The 15516-nt window shown below is 65.8% G+C and carries 12 protein-coding genes; all 12 read left to right on the forward strand.

Going from position 1 to position 15516, the window contains the following annotated elements; genetic code table 11:
• Positions 1-1496 (forward strand): copper resistance system multicopper oxidase (locus C2U58_RS16115; protein ID WP_102946793.1); only part of this gene is annotated, 1496 nt, incomplete at its 5' end.
• Positions 1493-2770, forward strand: coding sequence for a copper resistance protein B (locus C2U58_RS16120; RefSeq protein WP_017354984.1), 1278 nt, complete (start codon positions 1493-1495; stop codon positions 2768-2770). The genes C2U58_RS16115 and C2U58_RS16120, both read left to right, overlap by 4 nt.
• Before the next feature lie 12 nt (positions 2771-2782).
• On the forward strand, positions 2783-3553 hold the full coding sequence (locus C2U58_RS16125; protein WP_026070603.1) for a cytochrome c: 771 nt from the start codon (positions 2783-2785) through the stop codon (positions 3551-3553).
• A gap of 19 nt (positions 3554-3572) precedes the next feature.
• Positions 3573-4082: a DUF4440 domain-containing protein gene (locus tag C2U58_RS16130; RefSeq protein WP_026070602.1), complete on the forward strand. Its 510-nt coding sequence runs from the start codon at positions 3573-3575 to the stop codon at positions 4080-4082.
• A 14-nt stretch (positions 4083-4096) separates the two neighbouring features.
• Entirely contained in the window at positions 4097-4621 is a 525-nt protein-coding gene (locus C2U58_RS16135; protein ID WP_229301210.1) for a DUF411 domain-containing protein, read from the forward strand.
• A gap of 52 nt (positions 4622-4673) precedes the next feature.
• Positions 4674-5042: a four-helix bundle copper-binding protein gene (locus C2U58_RS16140; RefSeq protein WP_017354980.1), complete on the forward strand. Its 369-nt coding sequence runs from the start codon at positions 4674-4676 to the stop codon at positions 5040-5042.
• Between the two features lie 162 nt (positions 5043-5204).
• Positions 5205-5588, forward strand: a complete 384-nt coding sequence (gene copC, locus C2U58_RS16145) for a copper homeostasis periplasmic binding protein CopC (RefSeq protein WP_102946794.1) — start codon at positions 5205-5207, stop codon at positions 5586-5588.
• 10 nt (positions 5589-5598) lie between these two features.
• Positions 5599-6528, forward strand: a complete 930-nt coding sequence (gene copD / locus C2U58_RS16150; RefSeq protein WP_017354978.1) for a copper homeostasis membrane protein CopD — start codon at positions 5599-5601, stop codon at positions 6526-6528.
• A 61-nt stretch (positions 6529-6589) separates the two neighbouring features.
• The gene (locus C2U58_RS16155) at positions 6590-9016 is read left to right on the forward strand and encodes a heavy metal translocating P-type ATPase (RefSeq protein WP_082746427.1); all 2427 of its coding nucleotides are present in this window, start codon (positions 6590-6592) and stop codon (positions 9014-9016) included.
• Positions 9017-9556: 540 nt separating this feature from the next.
• On the forward strand, positions 9557-10936 hold the full coding sequence (locus C2U58_RS16165) for a TolC family protein (protein WP_253256769.1): 1380 nt from the start codon (positions 9557-9559) through the stop codon (positions 10934-10936).
• On the forward strand, positions 10933-12342 hold the full coding sequence (locus C2U58_RS16170) for an efflux RND transporter periplasmic adaptor subunit (RefSeq protein WP_062165798.1): 1410 nt from the start codon (positions 10933-10935) through the stop codon (positions 12340-12342). Before C2U58_RS16165 ends, C2U58_RS16170 begins: the two co-directional genes overlap by 4 nt.
• 1 nt (position 12343) lies before the next feature.
• The gene (locus C2U58_RS16175) at positions 12344-15493 is read left to right on the forward strand and encodes a CusA/CzcA family heavy metal efflux RND transporter (RefSeq protein ID WP_102946796.1); all 3150 of its coding nucleotides are present in this window, start codon (positions 12344-12346) and stop codon (positions 15491-15493) included.
• Positions 15494-15516: the final 23 nt, after the last annotated feature.

Below are 15516 nucleotides of genomic sequence, written 5' to 3' on the forward strand. Positions count from 1 at the left end.
CCAACATGGACGGCGTGCCGGGCCTGAGCTTTGACGGTATCGGACGTGGTGAGACCTACCACTACCGGTTCACCCTGCATCAGGGCGGCACCTACTGGTACCACAGCCACTCGGGGTTCCAGGAACAAGCCGGGCTCTATGGCCCGATCATCATCGACCCATTGGAGCCGGAGCCCTTCAGCTTCGATCGCGACTACGTCGTGATGCTGAGCGATTGGACAGACCTGGACCCGACGGCCCTGTTCGATCGTTTGAAGAAGATGCCGGGCCATGACAATTACTACAAGCGCACGGTCGGCGATTTTGCGCGCGATGTGAAGCGCAACGGCCTGTCGGCCACGTTGGAAGATCGCAAGATGTGGGGCGTGATGCGGATGACGCCCACGGATCTGTCCGACGTCAACGCCAACACCTACACCTACCTGATGAACGGCACGACCTCGCTGGGCAACTGGACCGGTTTGTTCCGCAGTGGCGAGAAGGTGCGCCTGCGTTTCATCAATGGCTCTGCCATGACGTACTTCGATGTGCGTATTCCGGGGCTAAAGATGACCGTGGTGGCAGCAGATGGCTTGTATGTCCATCCGGTTTCCGTCGACGAGTTCCGCATCGCGGTAGCAGAAACCTTCGATGTGATCGTGGAGCCCTCCGGGCAGGACGCATTCACCATCTTTGCCCAAGACTCCGGTCGCACCGGCTACGTCAGCGGCACGCTCGCCGTGCGCGAAGGATTACGCGCGCCCGTTCCGTCTGTGGATCCCCGGCCGCTGCTGACGATGGCAGACATGGGCATGGATCATGGATCGATGGATATGTCTGGCGGCAGCAAGGGCATGGAAGGCGGCTGTGGTGCGGCCATGGGCATGCCTGGCATGACCCCACCTGCCAGCGGTAACGCGACCTCGGCCCATGCAGGCCATGCGATGCCCGCCGCCGGCGATGGTGCCATGGCAGGCATGCAGCACGGGGGCATGCAATCACACCCTGCCAGCGAGACCAACAATCCCCTGTTGGACAACCAGGCCATGAGCGTGAGTTCGCGCTTGGATGATCCGGGTAATGGCCTGCGCGATAACGGCCGTCATGTACTGACGTATTCCATGCTCAAGAGCACCTTTGAAGACCCTGACGGACGCGACCCCGGTCGCGAGATCGAGCTGCATCTGACCGGACATATGGAGAAATTCTCCTGGGGCTTCAACGGTCAGAAGTTCTCCGATGTCAAGCCGCTGCGGCTGAACTACGGCGAGCGTATGCGCATCGTATTGGTTAACGACACGATGATGACCCATCCCATCCATTTGCACGGCATGTGGAGTGACGTGGAGGACGACAACGGCAACTTCATGGTGCGCAAGCACACGGTGGATATGCCGCCGGGTAGCCGACGCACGTATCGCGTGCGTGCCGATGCGTTGGGCAGCTGGGCGTTCCATTGCCACCTGCTTTATCACATGGAAGCCGGAATGATGCGCACGGTGAGGGTCGACGAATGAACATCAATAGACGCGATACCACCCTGACTGCGCTGACGCTGGCTATCTCGCTGGCCCTGGCCAATGCGGCCAGCGCCCAATCCATGCAGCACGGCTCCATGCCGATGGAGCAGGGCGCGCAGACCCAGACTCAGGATCACTCTGCACAACAGGCGCCGACATCAAAACCTGCGCCAGCCCAAAAGCCTGCAACACCGGCCAAGCCGAGCGAAGCGACGATCGATCATGCGACGATGGGCCACGCCGCGCCGCAGGCTAAAGCAGCCGAGCCTGCCATGCAGGGCATGGACCATTCGCAAATGGGGCACGTCTCGCCCGCGAGCACACCTGCGGCGCCCACAGCACAGGCGCAGTCGATGCAGGGCATGGATCACAGTCAGATGGCACAGCCCGCTGCAGCCGACACCTCTAGTACGGCCACGCCTGCGATGCAGGGGATGGACCATTCCAAGATGGGGCACGGCGCGCCTCCGAGCACGCCCGCAACGCCCAAAGCGCAGACACAGTCGATGCAGGGCATGGACCACAGTCAGATGGGACACGGGCCTGCAGTGCCAACGCAGCCGCGCACCCCGATACCCGCGGTGACGGACGCGGATCGCAAGGCGGCCATCGCGCCGGAACACGCGCATCCGGTGCATGACAACTCGATCAAGAGCTACGTGCTGCTCAATCGCCTGGAAGCCTGGGATGCCGATCCGGGCACCGGGCTGGGCTGGGAGGGCCAGGCTTGGATCGGTACGGACCTCAATCGCGTCTGGCTCCGCAGTGAAGGCGAACGCACGGATGGTCAGACCGAGTCGGCTGATCTGGAAGTGCTCTACGGCCGCAGTATCTCCACGTGGTGGGATGTGGTGGCCGGTGTGCGTCATGACTTCAAGCCTGGGGCATCTCAAAACTTCGCCGCTATCGGTGTACAGGGCTTGGCGCCGATGAAGTTCGAAGTGTCCGCCACAGCCTATCTCGGCGAAGGGGGCCAGACTGCCGCCAATGTCGAGGCCGAGTACGAATTGCTGCTAACCAACCGGCTGATCTTGCAGCCGCTGGTGGAAGTCACCGCCTATGGCAAGAACGATCCATTGCGCGGGATAGGTTCGGGTCTGAGTACCGCTGAGGCGGGGCTACGACTTCGTTATGAGTTCACCCGAAAGTTCGCTCCCTACATCGGCGTGGTGTACGAGCGCGCGTTTGGCAATACCGCAGACATGCGACGCGAGCATGGCGAGTCCTTTGAAGACACGCGCTTGGTCATCGGCCTTCGTACCTGGTTCTAAGGGGAACTGACAATGAAATCCAACAAAAGGATGTGGGTATGGCTCGGTGCCGGCGTGGGATTGGTTGCGGTCGCGGCAACTGCCACGGTCTCTCTGGGCGTGTACAACGTGGCCGCCGACGATCCGCATAGTCGCCCGGTGTATGCGCTACTTGAAACGGCGCGCGAGCGTTCCATTGAGGTGCGCGCCGCCAAGCTTCAGGTGCCCACGAACCTGGATGATCCTGAGCGTATCCGCCAGGGTGCGGGCAACTACAACGCCATGTGCGTGACCTGCCATCTTTCGCCAGAGGCGGCGGCCACCGAGATGAGCAAGGGCCTGTACCCCGCGCCACCGAACCTAAGCAAACAGTCGGTCGCTCCAGCTGAGGCGTTCTGGGTGATCAAGCACGGCATCAAGGCCAGCGGCATGCCCGCGTGGGGCGGCAGCATGGACGATGAGTTCATCTGGAACATGTCGGCCTTCCTGCAGAAGCTGCCCACGCTGGACAAGGCCGGTTACCAGGCGTTGGTGGCCAGCAGTGATGGTCATTCGCATGGCGGCGGCGAGACGCAAGGCCACCATGACGACGAAAAGGCCGAGGATCACCCTGCCCTATTCGAGCCGGGCAACAACTCCATGCCGCATGCGCACCCGCCGGGCGTGGACGACGATCACCACGGCCCGACACCCAGCGACACGGAAGTCGGGTTGGTGAGCCACGGCCATCCCGACGGCAAGGTGGAGTCGCACCCTGCACCACACACGCCCGTGGCCGATGACGGCCATGCGCACACCCATTGATCTCCTTGGAGCCCACGCAATGAACGCAACAGCAATCTCGTTCACCCTCGCACTGGCACTGGCCGTCGTGTCCCCCGCAATGGCGCAGGCGACACAGCCGCACGCACATCACCCCGCTGCCGCGGCATCTGCGGACGTCGACGTCCCAGTCACTGCAGAGGCCGCGGTCGCCGTAGCGGAGCGTTTCAACAGGGCCCTGTCTAGCGGCGATCTGGCCACGGTCGAAGCCCTGCTCGCTGCCGACGTCCTCATCCTCGAGTCCGGGGGTGCCGAGCGCAGCCGCGAGGAATATCTGGGTCATCACGCAGTCAGCGATGCGGCATTCCTCAAGGGCGCCCATCGCCAGCTGCTCCGTCAGCGTGCACGCACCGCTGGTGAGTTCGCATGGGTCGGAACCGAAAGCGAGCTGCACGCCCAGAAAGACGGTAAGCCACTGACCGTCCAGAGCACCGAGACCATGGTGCTGAAGCAGACCACCGACGGTTGGCGGATCGCCCACATCCACTGGTCTTCGCGGACCAAGCGCTAAGCGGAGAACCAGAAATGAAAACCTGCAGATTGAACCGACTGGCGTGGGCGGCTTTTGCGGTCGCCGGCCTGGGTGCCTGCACCCAAGCGGCTACACCCGCGCAATCCACCATCGCGCCCACTGCACAGGTCGTCCCGGAAACAGCCGACGCGACTCCAGCCGCCCTGCCACGCATGACCGTCCACAAGACCCCGACCTGCGGGTGCTGCGGTAGCTGGATCGACCACGTGAAGAAGGCGGGGTTCACCGTGGATGTGCATGACATGGATGACCTGGGTCCGGTCAAGGAGCGCCTGGGTGTCCCCTATGCAAAGGGCTCCTGCCACACGGCCGAGGTCGACGGATACGTCATCGAAGGCCATGTCCCGGCCGAGGACATCAAGCGCCTCCTCGAAGAAAAGCCGGACGCACGCGGCCTGGTCCTGCCCGGAATGCCGCTCGGTTCGCCGGGCATGGAGGTCCCGGAAGGACGCCAGCAGCCGTATACGGTCGAGCTGGTCCATCACGACGGAACCACCGAACCCTTCGCACAGCATTGATCCGCAAGAGCAACAGGGGGCGGTGTTGCGGGCGCGCCGATTCTCGTCCGCGATGAAGCAGGAGATCCACATGACTCACCATTCCGAAGACCACCGGTCTCAGGCCATGAACGAGTGCATCGACAACTGCACGCAATGCCACGCGATTTGCCTTGAGACCATCAACTATTGCCTGAGCAAAGGAGGTGCCCACGCAGCCCCGGAGCACATCGCCCTGCTGGCGACGTGTGCCGATATCTGCGCCACCAGCGCCGACGCCATGTTGCGTGGCGCCAGCGCTCACTCGGTGGTTTGCAGTGCCTGCGCGGAGATCTGCCGCCAGTGCGCCGAAGCATGCGACGCCATGAACGACCCGGAGATGGCGCGCTGCGCCGAAGTTTGTCGCCGTTGCGCGGAAAGCTGCAGCGCCATGGCGGCTTGACGCGTCGAGGATCCCGCCTGAGCGGCGGGATCCTCATCTCAAATATCAAAAGCCGACCAACCGTGGTTTCGGTGACAGCCCGACACCTAACGCTTGTCGGATCCAACACAGCACGGCGCCGAACGGGGCTTTGCATCACATTCGCAATGAGGATTTATCCCTATGAAATCATCAAACGTCCTTCGCTCCTTCGCGCTCGTCCTCGCGATTGCGGCTGGGCAGTTCTCCCTGCAGATCGCGCACGCCCACGCCCCGCTGCAGCAGTCCACACCGGCGGCAAATGCGGTGGTGGCTTCGCCGGGCCAGATCGATCTCGTGTTCAACGAAACATTGATTCCGCGGGCGTCGCGTCTCAAGTTGCTCATGAAGCACGGCAGTTCCACCATGCCGATCGAGAATTTCACGACCGAGATCGTCAACAACGGTAAGACCCTGCGTGCCAAGTTGCCCCAGCCGCTGACTCCGGGCGTCTATACCGTGGAATACCGCGCCGTCGGTGGTGACAACCACCCCATGCCGGGCAGCTTCAGCTTCACGGTGCGCTGAGGAGTCGCGAATGTTCGACCTGTCGGCTTATGCACTGAGATTCCTGGAATACCTTGTCATCATGGTTCTTTTCGGGGTTCCACTCTTCGGTTGGTACGGGTCGCGTCGATCGGCACTCGCCGACGCCTTGGCCGGGTGGTCACTCATGGGCGTTCTATTGGCGGGTGCCGTAGCCGGTCTCGTGCTCACCGGGCTCGATGTCGTCTTCAAGACCGCGGGCATCATGGGAATGCCGCTTGCCGAGGTTGATCGCGCATCGCTTGGCTGGTATCTGCTCGAGACGTCCGCGGGCCGGGCAGCCATGGCGAGAGGCGCGCTGCTGGTCGCCCTGATGTTCGTGCTCGGATGGCATCGTCGCCGCGGGAAGGTGGAGACCGCCTTCCCGCTGGGGGCGATGCTGGCGGGCGGCGCACTCGCTTCGCTGGCATGGAACGGCCACGCCGCCGCTGGCGAGGGCTTGGCAGGCGCGGTCCGGCTTGCTGCAGGCATCGTCCATCTTCTCGCGGCAGGCGGCTGGATCGCAGCGGTCCTGATGTTCCTTGCCATGCTGCTGCGCGGCAAAGAGACGAACGGCAGCGGGCGTCTGCGATCAACGCATGACTTTCTGCATGGTTTTTCGACGCTGGGAACGATCTTCGTTGGTGCGCTCATCGTGTCCGGCATCGCGCACTACGGGGATCTCACCGCGTGGTCGTTTTCGGCCCTGTTCCAGAGCACCTACGGGAAGTTGCTGCTGTTCAAACTGGCCCTGTTCGCTGGAATGCTGGGTTTGGGAGCGCTGCACCGATGGACGCTGGTGCCGCGCTTGGAACGAGCGCTGACCAGCGGAGATCCCGCGCAGGAGGTGCGGGCTTTGCGGCAGAGTGTTACGGCTGAGGCCGCGCTGGCCATCTTGATCCTGATTGTTGTTTCAGTGCTCGGGACGCTCAGCCCCGAATAGCTGTGTAACCCGCAATGGCACACTGCCTTGGCAGTCCATCCCCACTAAAGCGAGCATCGGCATGAACTCACCGTCGTCCCATGACCATCACCATTCTGCAGGCGCAGCCCCTGTCGAGGCTGCGGATGGACGGGTCACCGATCCGGTCTGTGGCATGCAGGTCGATCCCGCCACGACGCAGCATCATGCGACCCACGCCGACACACCTTTCCACTTCTGCTCGGAGCGATGCCGCGCGAAGTTCGTGGCCGATCCGGAGCGCTATCTGACGCCCCAGGACGAACCCGAGGTGGCACAGCCCGGCGCCATCTACACCTGCCCGATGCACCCGGAAGTCCGGCAACAAGGTCCAGGCAACTGTCCCTTCTGCGGCATGGCGCTGGAGCCGGAAATGCCGAGCCTGGAGGACGATGACAATCCGGAACTTCGCGACTTCTCGCGCCGGTTCTGGTGGACGCTTCCGCTGACTGTGGTGACGCTCGTGCTGGCCATGTTCGGCCAGTACCTCCCGCGTGTCGTGCTGGGCGACGTGCAGATCCTGCCGTTGTCGATCGACGTGCAGACCTGGGTCGAGCTGGTCTTGACCACACCAGTCGTGCTGTGGGCCGGCTGGCCGTTCTTCGAGCGCTGCGTGCAGTCGATCCGCAACCGCAGCCCGAACATGTTCACCCTCATCGGGATTGGCGTTGCGGCCGCCTTTGGCTACAGCCTGGTCGCCACGCTGGCACCCGGCTTGTTCCCACCGTCGTTTACCGAACATGGGCGCGTCGGCGTGTATTACGAGGCGGCGGCGGTGATCGTGTCGCTGACGCTGCTCGGCCAGATGCTGGAGCTACGGGCGCGTTCGAAAACGTCCGCGGCAATCAAGGGCCTGCTTGGTCTGGCGCCCAAGGAAGCCCGGCGGGTCAATGCCGACGGCACCGAGGAAGACATCCCGCTAACCCACGTGCATGTCGGCGACCACCTGCGCGTGCGACCCGGCGAAAAGTTGCCGGTGGATGGCGAAGTGGTGGAAGGCCGCTCCAGGGTCGACGAGTCGATGCTCACCGGCGAGCCGATCCCGGTCGAGAAAACCACTGGCGATCAGGTCATCGGCGCGACCCAGAACGGCACCGGCGCGCTGGTGATCCGCGCCGCCAAGGTGGGTTCCGACACTGTGCTGTCGCAGATCGTGCAGCTGGTCGCGCAGGCGCAGCGCGCTCGCGCGCCGATGCAGCGGATGGCCGATACCGTCGCCTACTGGTTCGTGCTCGCGGTCCTGGCGATCGCGGTGGCCACCTTCTTCATCTGGGGCTTCTTCGGCCCGGAGCCGGCCTGGACCTTTGCCATCCTGAACGCGGTTTCGGTGTTGATCATCGCCTGCCCCTGCGCGCTGGGTCTGGCCACGCCGATGTCGATCATGGTCGCCACCGGCAAGGCGGCACAGGTGGGCGTGTTGTTCCGCGATGCCGAGGCCATCGAGCACATGCGCCGCATCGATACCCTCATCGTCGACAAGACCGGCACCCTCACCGAAGGACGCCCCGCGTTCAAGGAAGTCGTGGCCTTCGAGGGCTTCGACGCCGACCAGGTGCTGCACCTGGCGGCCAGCCTGGACCAGGGCAGCGAGCATCCGCTGGCCGATGCCATCGTGGCCGAGGCCCGACGCCGGAACTTCGAGTTCGACCGCGTGGAGGACTTCGACTCGGTGACCGGCATGGGTGTGCGCGGAACCGTCGCCGGTCGCGCGCTTGCGCTGGGCAATACCGCCCTCATGGATGATCTGGGCGCCGATCCCGGTGCGCATGTCGACGTCGCCGAGCGTCTGCGCCGCGAGGGTGCGAGCGCCATGTTCCTCGCCGTGGACGGTCGCCTGGCGGGTCTGATCGCGGTCGCAGACCCGATCAAGGCGTCGGCCGCGGCCGCCATCAATGAGCTGCACGCCGCCGGGCTGCGCATCATCATGGCCACCGGCGACGGGCTCACCACCGCACGGGCTGTGGCCACAGAGTTGGGCCTGGACGAAGTGCATGGCGAGGTCCGCCCCGAGGACAAGGCCGAACTGGTGCAGCGCCTCAAGCGCGAAGGCCGGCGGGTGGCGATGGCGGGCGACGGCATCAACGACGCGCCGGCGCTGGCCGCCGCCGACGTCGGCATTGCCATGGGTACTGGCACCGACGTCGCGATGTCGAGCGCGCAGATCACCCTGGTCAAGGGCGACCTGCGCGGCATCCTGCGCGCCCGGAAGATCTCTCAGGCCACCGTGGCCAACATGAAGCAGAACCTCACCTTCGCGTTCGTCTACAACGCGCTCGGGGTTCCGCTCGCGGCCGGGGTGCTCTACCCCGCGTTCGGGATCCTACTGAGTCCGATGGTCGCGGCGCTCGCCATGAGCGTGAGCTCGGTGTCGGTGGTGGCCAACGCGCTTCGCCTGGCCAAGTCGGTGGCAGTCCCAGCGGCAGCGAAGACGACCGAGCCGGACCGGGCCCCCGGACTGACCAGCGGTTGATTTGGATCAACTACACCCTCCTTGGCAAGGGGTAAGCTGCGGTCATGGCCCGCCTTCGCCACCGGAAATGGTTCCAGCGCACCGTCCTCCTCGCGATGGCGGCGCTGCTCTGGTCCCAGCTCGCATTAGCCGGACATGGCGAGTGCCTGGATCTCCCAGGTTCGCCGGCCGCACTCGTCACTGCCGCCAGCGACGCCCGACACGGCCACGGCCATGACTGCGATGCCTTGCTCCCCTCGGCGAGCAAGGCGCTGTGCGACGCACACTGCACCGAAGGTGACATCTCGGCGAACAGTGGGCGTATCCCACCGGTCCCGCCGCTGCTCGCCGGCGACTGGCACTCCTGGGTCGCGGTGGCTGATGGCGCGGATGGCTCCCACGTGGCCACGTCCATCCGGGTCGACTCGCCCCCCAGACCTGCCTGGCACCGACCAACCGCCCACCCAGCGGCCCTCCTGCTGATTTGATGCCCGAACGCTGACTGCCCCGCACCTCCTGTGCGGCGCAGTGCTCTGCGTTCGTGCCGTGCTGCATCACGGCATGTGCTCCTGCCCTCGTCCGAGCGACCTGCGTCGCTTCGGCCCAAGGACATCTGACATGGCATCCCCGTTCGACCGACTGCAGGCCAGGCGCCTGCTTCCTCGCCCGCTGTTCCGCCGGCGGCCACCGCTCCGGCACCTGCTTCCCTGCCTGCTCGCCAGCACCTTGTGGACGCTGGCGCTGCCTGTGTCGGCCACCGACCCTGTCCCGGGGCACAGCCTCGAGTCGATCCGCGTCTGGGTTCTCGAACACAACCCCGAGCTGCGGGTACTGGACCTCGAAGCCCAGGCCGCCGAGGCGCGAATCCTGCCTGCAGGCGCACTGCCTGATCCGTCTGCGTCGGTGGGCTTCAGCGGCCTGGATCCGGACAAGCCCTGGCGGACTCCCGATGCCGGTCGCGAAGTCTCCTACGCCCTGCGCCAGCGCTTCCCGCTCTGGGGCAAGCGCGGCCTGGCGCGGACCGTCGCCAGCCAGGACGCGGTCGCGCTCGGCCTCGACCGCGTCACCGCGACGCGCGACCTCTTGGCTGATGCCGAGGCGGCCTACGCACGCTACTGGCACGCAGACCAGGCGGTCGCTGTGCTCGATCGGCGCATCGTCCTCCTCCGCCAGATCGAAGAGATCGCCGGCGTTCGCTACGCCCTGGGCCGTGCGGCACAGCAGGACGCGATCCGTGCCCAGGTCGAGCAGACCAGCCTCCAGCGCGAGCGGATCGAGCGCCTCGCGGCCAAACAGGAGGCAGTCGCTACGCTCAACGCCGTGCTCGGCCGCCGCTCCGATGCGCCGCTGACCACCCCCGATGAGGCGCCCCGCCTCTTCGTTCGCAGCGCTTCGCTGGCCGAAGCGCTGGATGGCGCCGATGCGCATCCGGCAGTGCGTTCGCAGCGCGCCCGCGCCGAGGCCGCCCGCACGAACGTGGTGCTGGAGCGTCGCAACCGGTATCCCGATATCACCGTGGGCGTGGGCGCGATGCAACTCGGCAATGGGATCGAAAGCACCGAGCTGATGCTGGAGGTGGAGATCCCGTTCCAGCAGCGCGCCCGACGCGAGCGCGAGCGCGAATCCCGTCTGCTCGAAGACGCAGCACTCGCCCGCATGGACGCCACGCTTCGGAACGTCGAAGAGCGCGGCGCCTCCGCCTGGGCACAGTGGACCAGCGCACGCGAACGCCGCGGACTGATCGAAAACACGCTGCTGCCGCAGGCGGACGCCACCTGGCAGTCCGCGCTGGCCAGCTACCAGGTCGGTGAAGTCGACTTCGGGACGCTGCTGGAAGCACTCAATGAATGGCAGGGCGCCGACCTCGCACGGGTCGACGCGCTGCGTGACGAACTGTTGGGCGCCGCCGCCGTGCGCGCCATCGAAGGAGAGATCCGATGACCCGTGTCCAGACCCTGTCGCTCGCCATCGGCGTCGCATTCACCGCCCTGGCCATCGGCTGGATGGCCGGCCGCGCCACACAAGACTCCTCGTCCGCCGACACCTCTGCCGAGGCGACGACGGAACGCAAGGTGCTCTATTACCGCAATCCCATGGGCCTGCCAGACACTTCGCCCGTGCCGAAGAAGGATCCGATGGGTATGGACTACGTCCCGGTCTATGCCGACGACGCACCGCCGGCGGCACCGGGCACGGTGGTGCTGCCGCCGGACAAGGTGCAGGCGCTGGGCGTGCGCACCGAAGCGGTCAAGCGCGGAGCCCTGTCCGCTACCGTGCGCACCAGCGGCACGGTCGAGGTCGACGAGACCCGGCAGTACGCGATCGCCCCGCGCTTCGAAGGCTGGGTGGAGCGGCTGTACGCGAACCAGACCGGCATGCGGGTCAGCGCCGGGCAGCCGCTGCTCTCCGTCTACAGCCCGCAGCTGGCCGCGGCGCAGCAGGAATACCGGCTGGCCGACGAGACCGCCCGCAGGCTGGCCGGGTCCGATCCCGCGAGCGCGGCGTCGATGGTCCGCCTGCGCGATGCCGCCCGCACCCGCCTGCGCAACTGGGAAATCAGTGACGCGCAGATGGGCAAGACGGGCCTGGTGCTCACCGCGCCCGCGGACGCGGTCGTGATCGAGAAGCCGGTGGTCCAGGGCGCGCGTTTCGAGCCCGGCGAAACCATCCTGCGCCTGGCGGACCTGTCGAAGGTGTGGGTGATCGCCAAGGTGCCGGCGGCGCAGGCCGCGGGTATCCAGCCCGGCCAAACGGCCCGCTTTGAAACCGTGGCCCTGCCGGGCCAGGTGGCCGAGGGCGAGGTCACCTTCGTGCAGCCCGTCATCGATGCGATGACGCGCACCGTGGATGTGCGCATCGCCCTGCCCAACCCCGCTGGCGACCTGCGGCCCGGGCTGTATGGGACGGTGGTGCTGGAGGAGCCGGGGGCTGGACCGGTCCTGACCGTTCCGCGCTCGGCCGTGCTCGACAGCGGCACGCGCCAGGTGGTGCTGGTCGAGACCGGCCCTGGCCGCTTCGCACCGCGCGATGTCAGCCTGGGGCGGCGCGGCGGCGATCGCATCGAGATCCTCGACGGCCTGACCGAGGGCGAGCAGGTCGTGGTCTCCGCCAACTTCCTGATCGACGCCGAAAGCAACCTGCAGTCGGCACTCCAGGGTCTTGAGGGTCACACAGGACACGGCGCGCCTTCGGGCACCGCTGAGGATCCACACGCCGGGCACGGCGAGGACGCCGCCGACCCGCACGCAGGTCATGGTGACGAAGCCGCTGATCCGCACGCGGGTCATTCGATGCCGGCCACCCCGGAGGAGGCTCCGCCCTCCGCCACCGGCCACGAGGGGCACTGACATGCTTGGTCGCCTCATCGAGTGGTCGGTACGCAACGTCTTCCTGGTGCTGGTGATGACGCTGGCGATCGTCGCCGGCGGCATCTACGCACTGATGAACACGCCGCTGGACGCACAACCGGATCTGTCGGACGTGCAGGTGATCGTGTTCACGGAGTACCCGGGGCAGGCGCCCCAGGTGGTCGAGGACCAGGTCACCTATCCGCTGACCAGCGCCCTGCTCGCGACGCCGAAGTCGAAGGACGTCCGCGGCTTCTCGTTCTTCGGCGCCTCCTTCATCTACGTCATCTTCGAAGAAGGCACGGACCTGTACTGGGCGCGCTCGCGCGTGCTCGAGAACCTCAACGTCGCGTCGAAAAACCTGCCGGCTGGCGTGGCACCGGCACTGGGACCCGACGCGTCCGGCGTGGGCTGGGTCTACCAGTACGTGCTGCAGAGCGACCGCCACTCGCTGGACGAGCTGCGCGCGATGCAGGACTGGTACCTGCGTTACCAGCTCACCACCGCGCCCGGCGTGGCCGAGGTCGCCAGCGTCGGCGGCTTCGTGCGCCAGTACTCGATCACCGTCGATCCGGTCCGGCTGCGCGAGTTCGACATCCCGATTTCACGCGTGTCCGAGGTGATCGCCGAGAGCAACCGCGACGTCGGCGGCCGCGTGATCGAGATGGCCGAGACCGAGTACATGGTGCGGGGCCGCGGCTACCTGCGCGGTATCGAGGATATCGAGAGCCTGGTTCTGCGCGCCGAAGGGGGCGCACCGGTGCTGATCGGCGACGTCGCCCGGGTCGAACTGGTACCCGATGAGCGCCGTGGCATCGTCGACCTGGACGGCGAAGGCGACGTTGTGGGCGGGATCGTCATTGCGCGCTTCGGCGAAAACGCCCTGGCCGTGATCGGGGGGGTGAAGGACAAGATCGCCCAGCTTGCGAGTGGACTCCCCGAGGGCGTCAGCGTCCAGGCGGTCTACGACCGCTCCGATCTCATCGTGCGCGCGATCAAGACGCTACGCACGACGCTGCTCGAGGAGAGCCTGATCGTCGCACTGGTGTGCCTGGTATTCCTGTTCCATGCGCGCAGCGCGCTGGTCGCGATCGTCATGCTGCCCGTCGGCGTGCTGATCGCGGTGATCGCGATGCGCATGCTGGGCATGAACTCCAACATCATGAGCCTGGGCGGCATCGCGATCTCGATTGGCGTGATGGTCGACGCGGCGATCGTGATGATCGAGAACGCGCACAAGCACATCGAGCGCTCCGACGGCTCCCGCAGCCGGACCCAGCTGATCATCGATGCCTGTCGCGAGGTCGGGCCGGCGCTGTTCTTCAGCCTGATGATCATCACCGTCTCGTTCCTGCCCGTGTTCGCCCTGGAGGCTCAGGAAGGTCGCCTGTTCAAGCCGCTGGCCTTCACCAAGACCTTCGCGATGGCCGGTGGCGCGCTGTTGTCGATCACGCTGGTACCGGTACTCATGCTGCTGTTCGTGCGCGGCAAGATCGTGCCCGAGCACAAGAATCCGGTGAACCGGTTCCTGGTTGCGGCCTATCGGCCGGTGATCAACGTCGTTCTGCGGCATCGCATGGCCACAATCATGTTTGCGTTGGCCGCCCTGTTTGCAAGCCTGTGGCCTGCATCGCGGCTGGGCAGCGAGTTCATGCCAACCCTCAACGAAGGCACGCTGCTGTACATGCCCGCGTCGCTTCCGGGCATGTCGGTGACCAAGGCCTCGGAGCTGCTGCAGCAGCAGGACCGGATCATCAAGGGCTTCCCGGAAGTGGAGTCGGTGTTCGGCAAGGCGGGCCGTGCCCTGACGGCCACCGATCCCGCACCGCTGGAGATGTTCGAGACCGTCATCAACCTCAAGCCCGAGGACGAATGGCGGGACGGCATGACCACCGACAAGCTCATCGCCGAGATGGACGCGGCGCTGAAGTTCCCGGGCGTCGCCAACTCCTGGACGATGCCGATCAAGGCGCGCACCGACATGCTGGCCACCGGCATCCGCACGCCCGTGGGCATCAAACTCTTCGGCACGGACCTTGAGCAACTCGACGCGCTGGCCACCGAGATCGAAGCCGTGGTGCGCGAAGTGCCGGGCACGACCAGCGCGTTCGCCGAACGCCTGACCGGCGCCTACTACCTCGACATCACCCCCGACCTTGGCAGCCTGGCCCAGTACGGCGTCACCCTGGGCGAGGTGCAGAACGTGGTGGCCGCCGCGCTGGGCGGCGAGATCGTCACCACCATCCTCCAGGGCCGCGAACGCTTCAGCGCGATCGTGCGCTATCCCCGCGAACTCCGCGACGATCCGCACCGGATAGGCAGCCAAGTCCTTGTGCCGGTGCCCGGCGGCGCCCAGGTGCCGCTGGGCGAACTGGCGCGGATTGAGGTCAGGAAGGGTGCGCCGAGCATCCGCACCGAGAACGCGATGCTGGCGGCGTACATCTACGTCGACACCCGAGAGAGCGATCTCGGCCGCTACGTGAAGGCTGCGCAGGAAGCGGTCACCGAGCAGGTGCAGTTCCCGCCTGGCTACTACGTGACCTGGAGTGGACAGTACGAATACATGCAACGTGCCGCGGAGAAGATGCGTGTCGTCGTTCCGGTGACGCTGGCGCTGATTTTCCTGCTGCTGTACCTCAACTTCCGCCGTGTCACCGAGTCGCTGATCGTGATGCTGTCGGTGCCCTTCGCACTGGTCGGTGGCATCTGGCTGATGTGGATGCTCGACTACAACACCAGCGTCGCGGTGATCGTGGGCTTCATCGCGCTGGCGGGCGTCGCCGCGGAAACCGGCGTGGTGATGCTGATCTACCTCGACCACGCACTTGAAGCGCGTGCCGCGCAGAGGCAGGCCGAAGGCCGGGCACTGGATTCACGGGACCTGCGCGAGGCCATCATCGAAGGCGCGGTCGACCGCGTGCGCCCGAAGATGATGACCGTGGTCGCGATCATGGCGGGCCTGCTGCCCATCATGTGGAGCAGCGGTACTGGCTCGGAAGTCATGCGCCGAATCGCTGCGCCGATGGTAGGTGGCATGGTGTCTTCGACCATCCTCACCCTGGTCGTGATCCCGGCGCTGTACTCGCTGATCAAGCAGCGGCAGCTGGCCAGGAAGCCGCACCCCTCCTCCGCACTACCCAAGGAGAAGTAGTGATGGGGCCGTTCAACGCAGGC

The organism is Stenotrophomonas sp. VV52 (genome assembly GCF_002893095.1).
GTDB classification, from domain to species: domain Bacteria; phylum Pseudomonadota; class Gammaproteobacteria; order Xanthomonadales; family Xanthomonadaceae; genus Stenotrophomonas; species Stenotrophomonas aracearum.

Bases quoted from the DNA above. Each gene is read 5' to 3' on its own strand.
- copD (WP_017354978.1), top strand. From the start codon at position 5,599: ATGTTCGACCTGTCGGCTTATGCACTGAGATTCCTGGAATACCTTGTC.
- C2U58_RS16120 (WP_017354984.1), top strand. From the start codon at position 1,493: ATGAACATCAATAGACGCGATACCACCCTGACTGCGCTGACGCTGGCT.
- C2U58_RS16140 (WP_017354980.1), top strand. From the start codon at position 4,674: ATGAAGCAGGAGATCCACATGACTCACCATTCCGAAGACCACCGGTCT.
- C2U58_RS16135 (WP_229301210.1), top strand. From the start codon at position 4,097: ATGAAAACCTGCAGATTGAACCGACTGGCGTGGGCGGCTTTTGCGGTC.
- C2U58_RS16170 (WP_062165798.1), top strand. From the start codon at position 10,933: ATGACCCGTGTCCAGACCCTGTCGCTCGCCATCGGCGTCGCATTCACC.
- C2U58_RS16155 (WP_082746427.1), top strand. From the start codon at position 6,590: ATGAACTCACCGTCGTCCCATGACCATCACCATTCTGCAGGCGCAGCC.
- C2U58_RS16130 (WP_026070602.1), top strand. From the start codon at position 3,573: ATGAACGCAACAGCAATCTCGTTCACCCTCGCACTGGCACTGGCCGTC.
- C2U58_RS16165 (WP_253256769.1), top strand. From the start codon at position 9,557: ATGTGCTCCTGCCCTCGTCCGAGCGACCTGCGTCGCTTCGGCCCAAGG.
- copC (WP_102946794.1), top strand. From the start codon at position 5,205: ATGAAATCATCAAACGTCCTTCGCTCCTTCGCGCTCGTCCTCGCGATT.
- C2U58_RS16125 (WP_026070603.1), top strand. From the start codon at position 2,783: ATGAAATCCAACAAAAGGATGTGGGTATGGCTCGGTGCCGGCGTGGGA.
- C2U58_RS16175 (WP_102946796.1), top strand. From the start codon at position 12,344: ATGCTTGGTCGCCTCATCGAGTGGTCGGTACGCAACGTCTTCCTGGTG.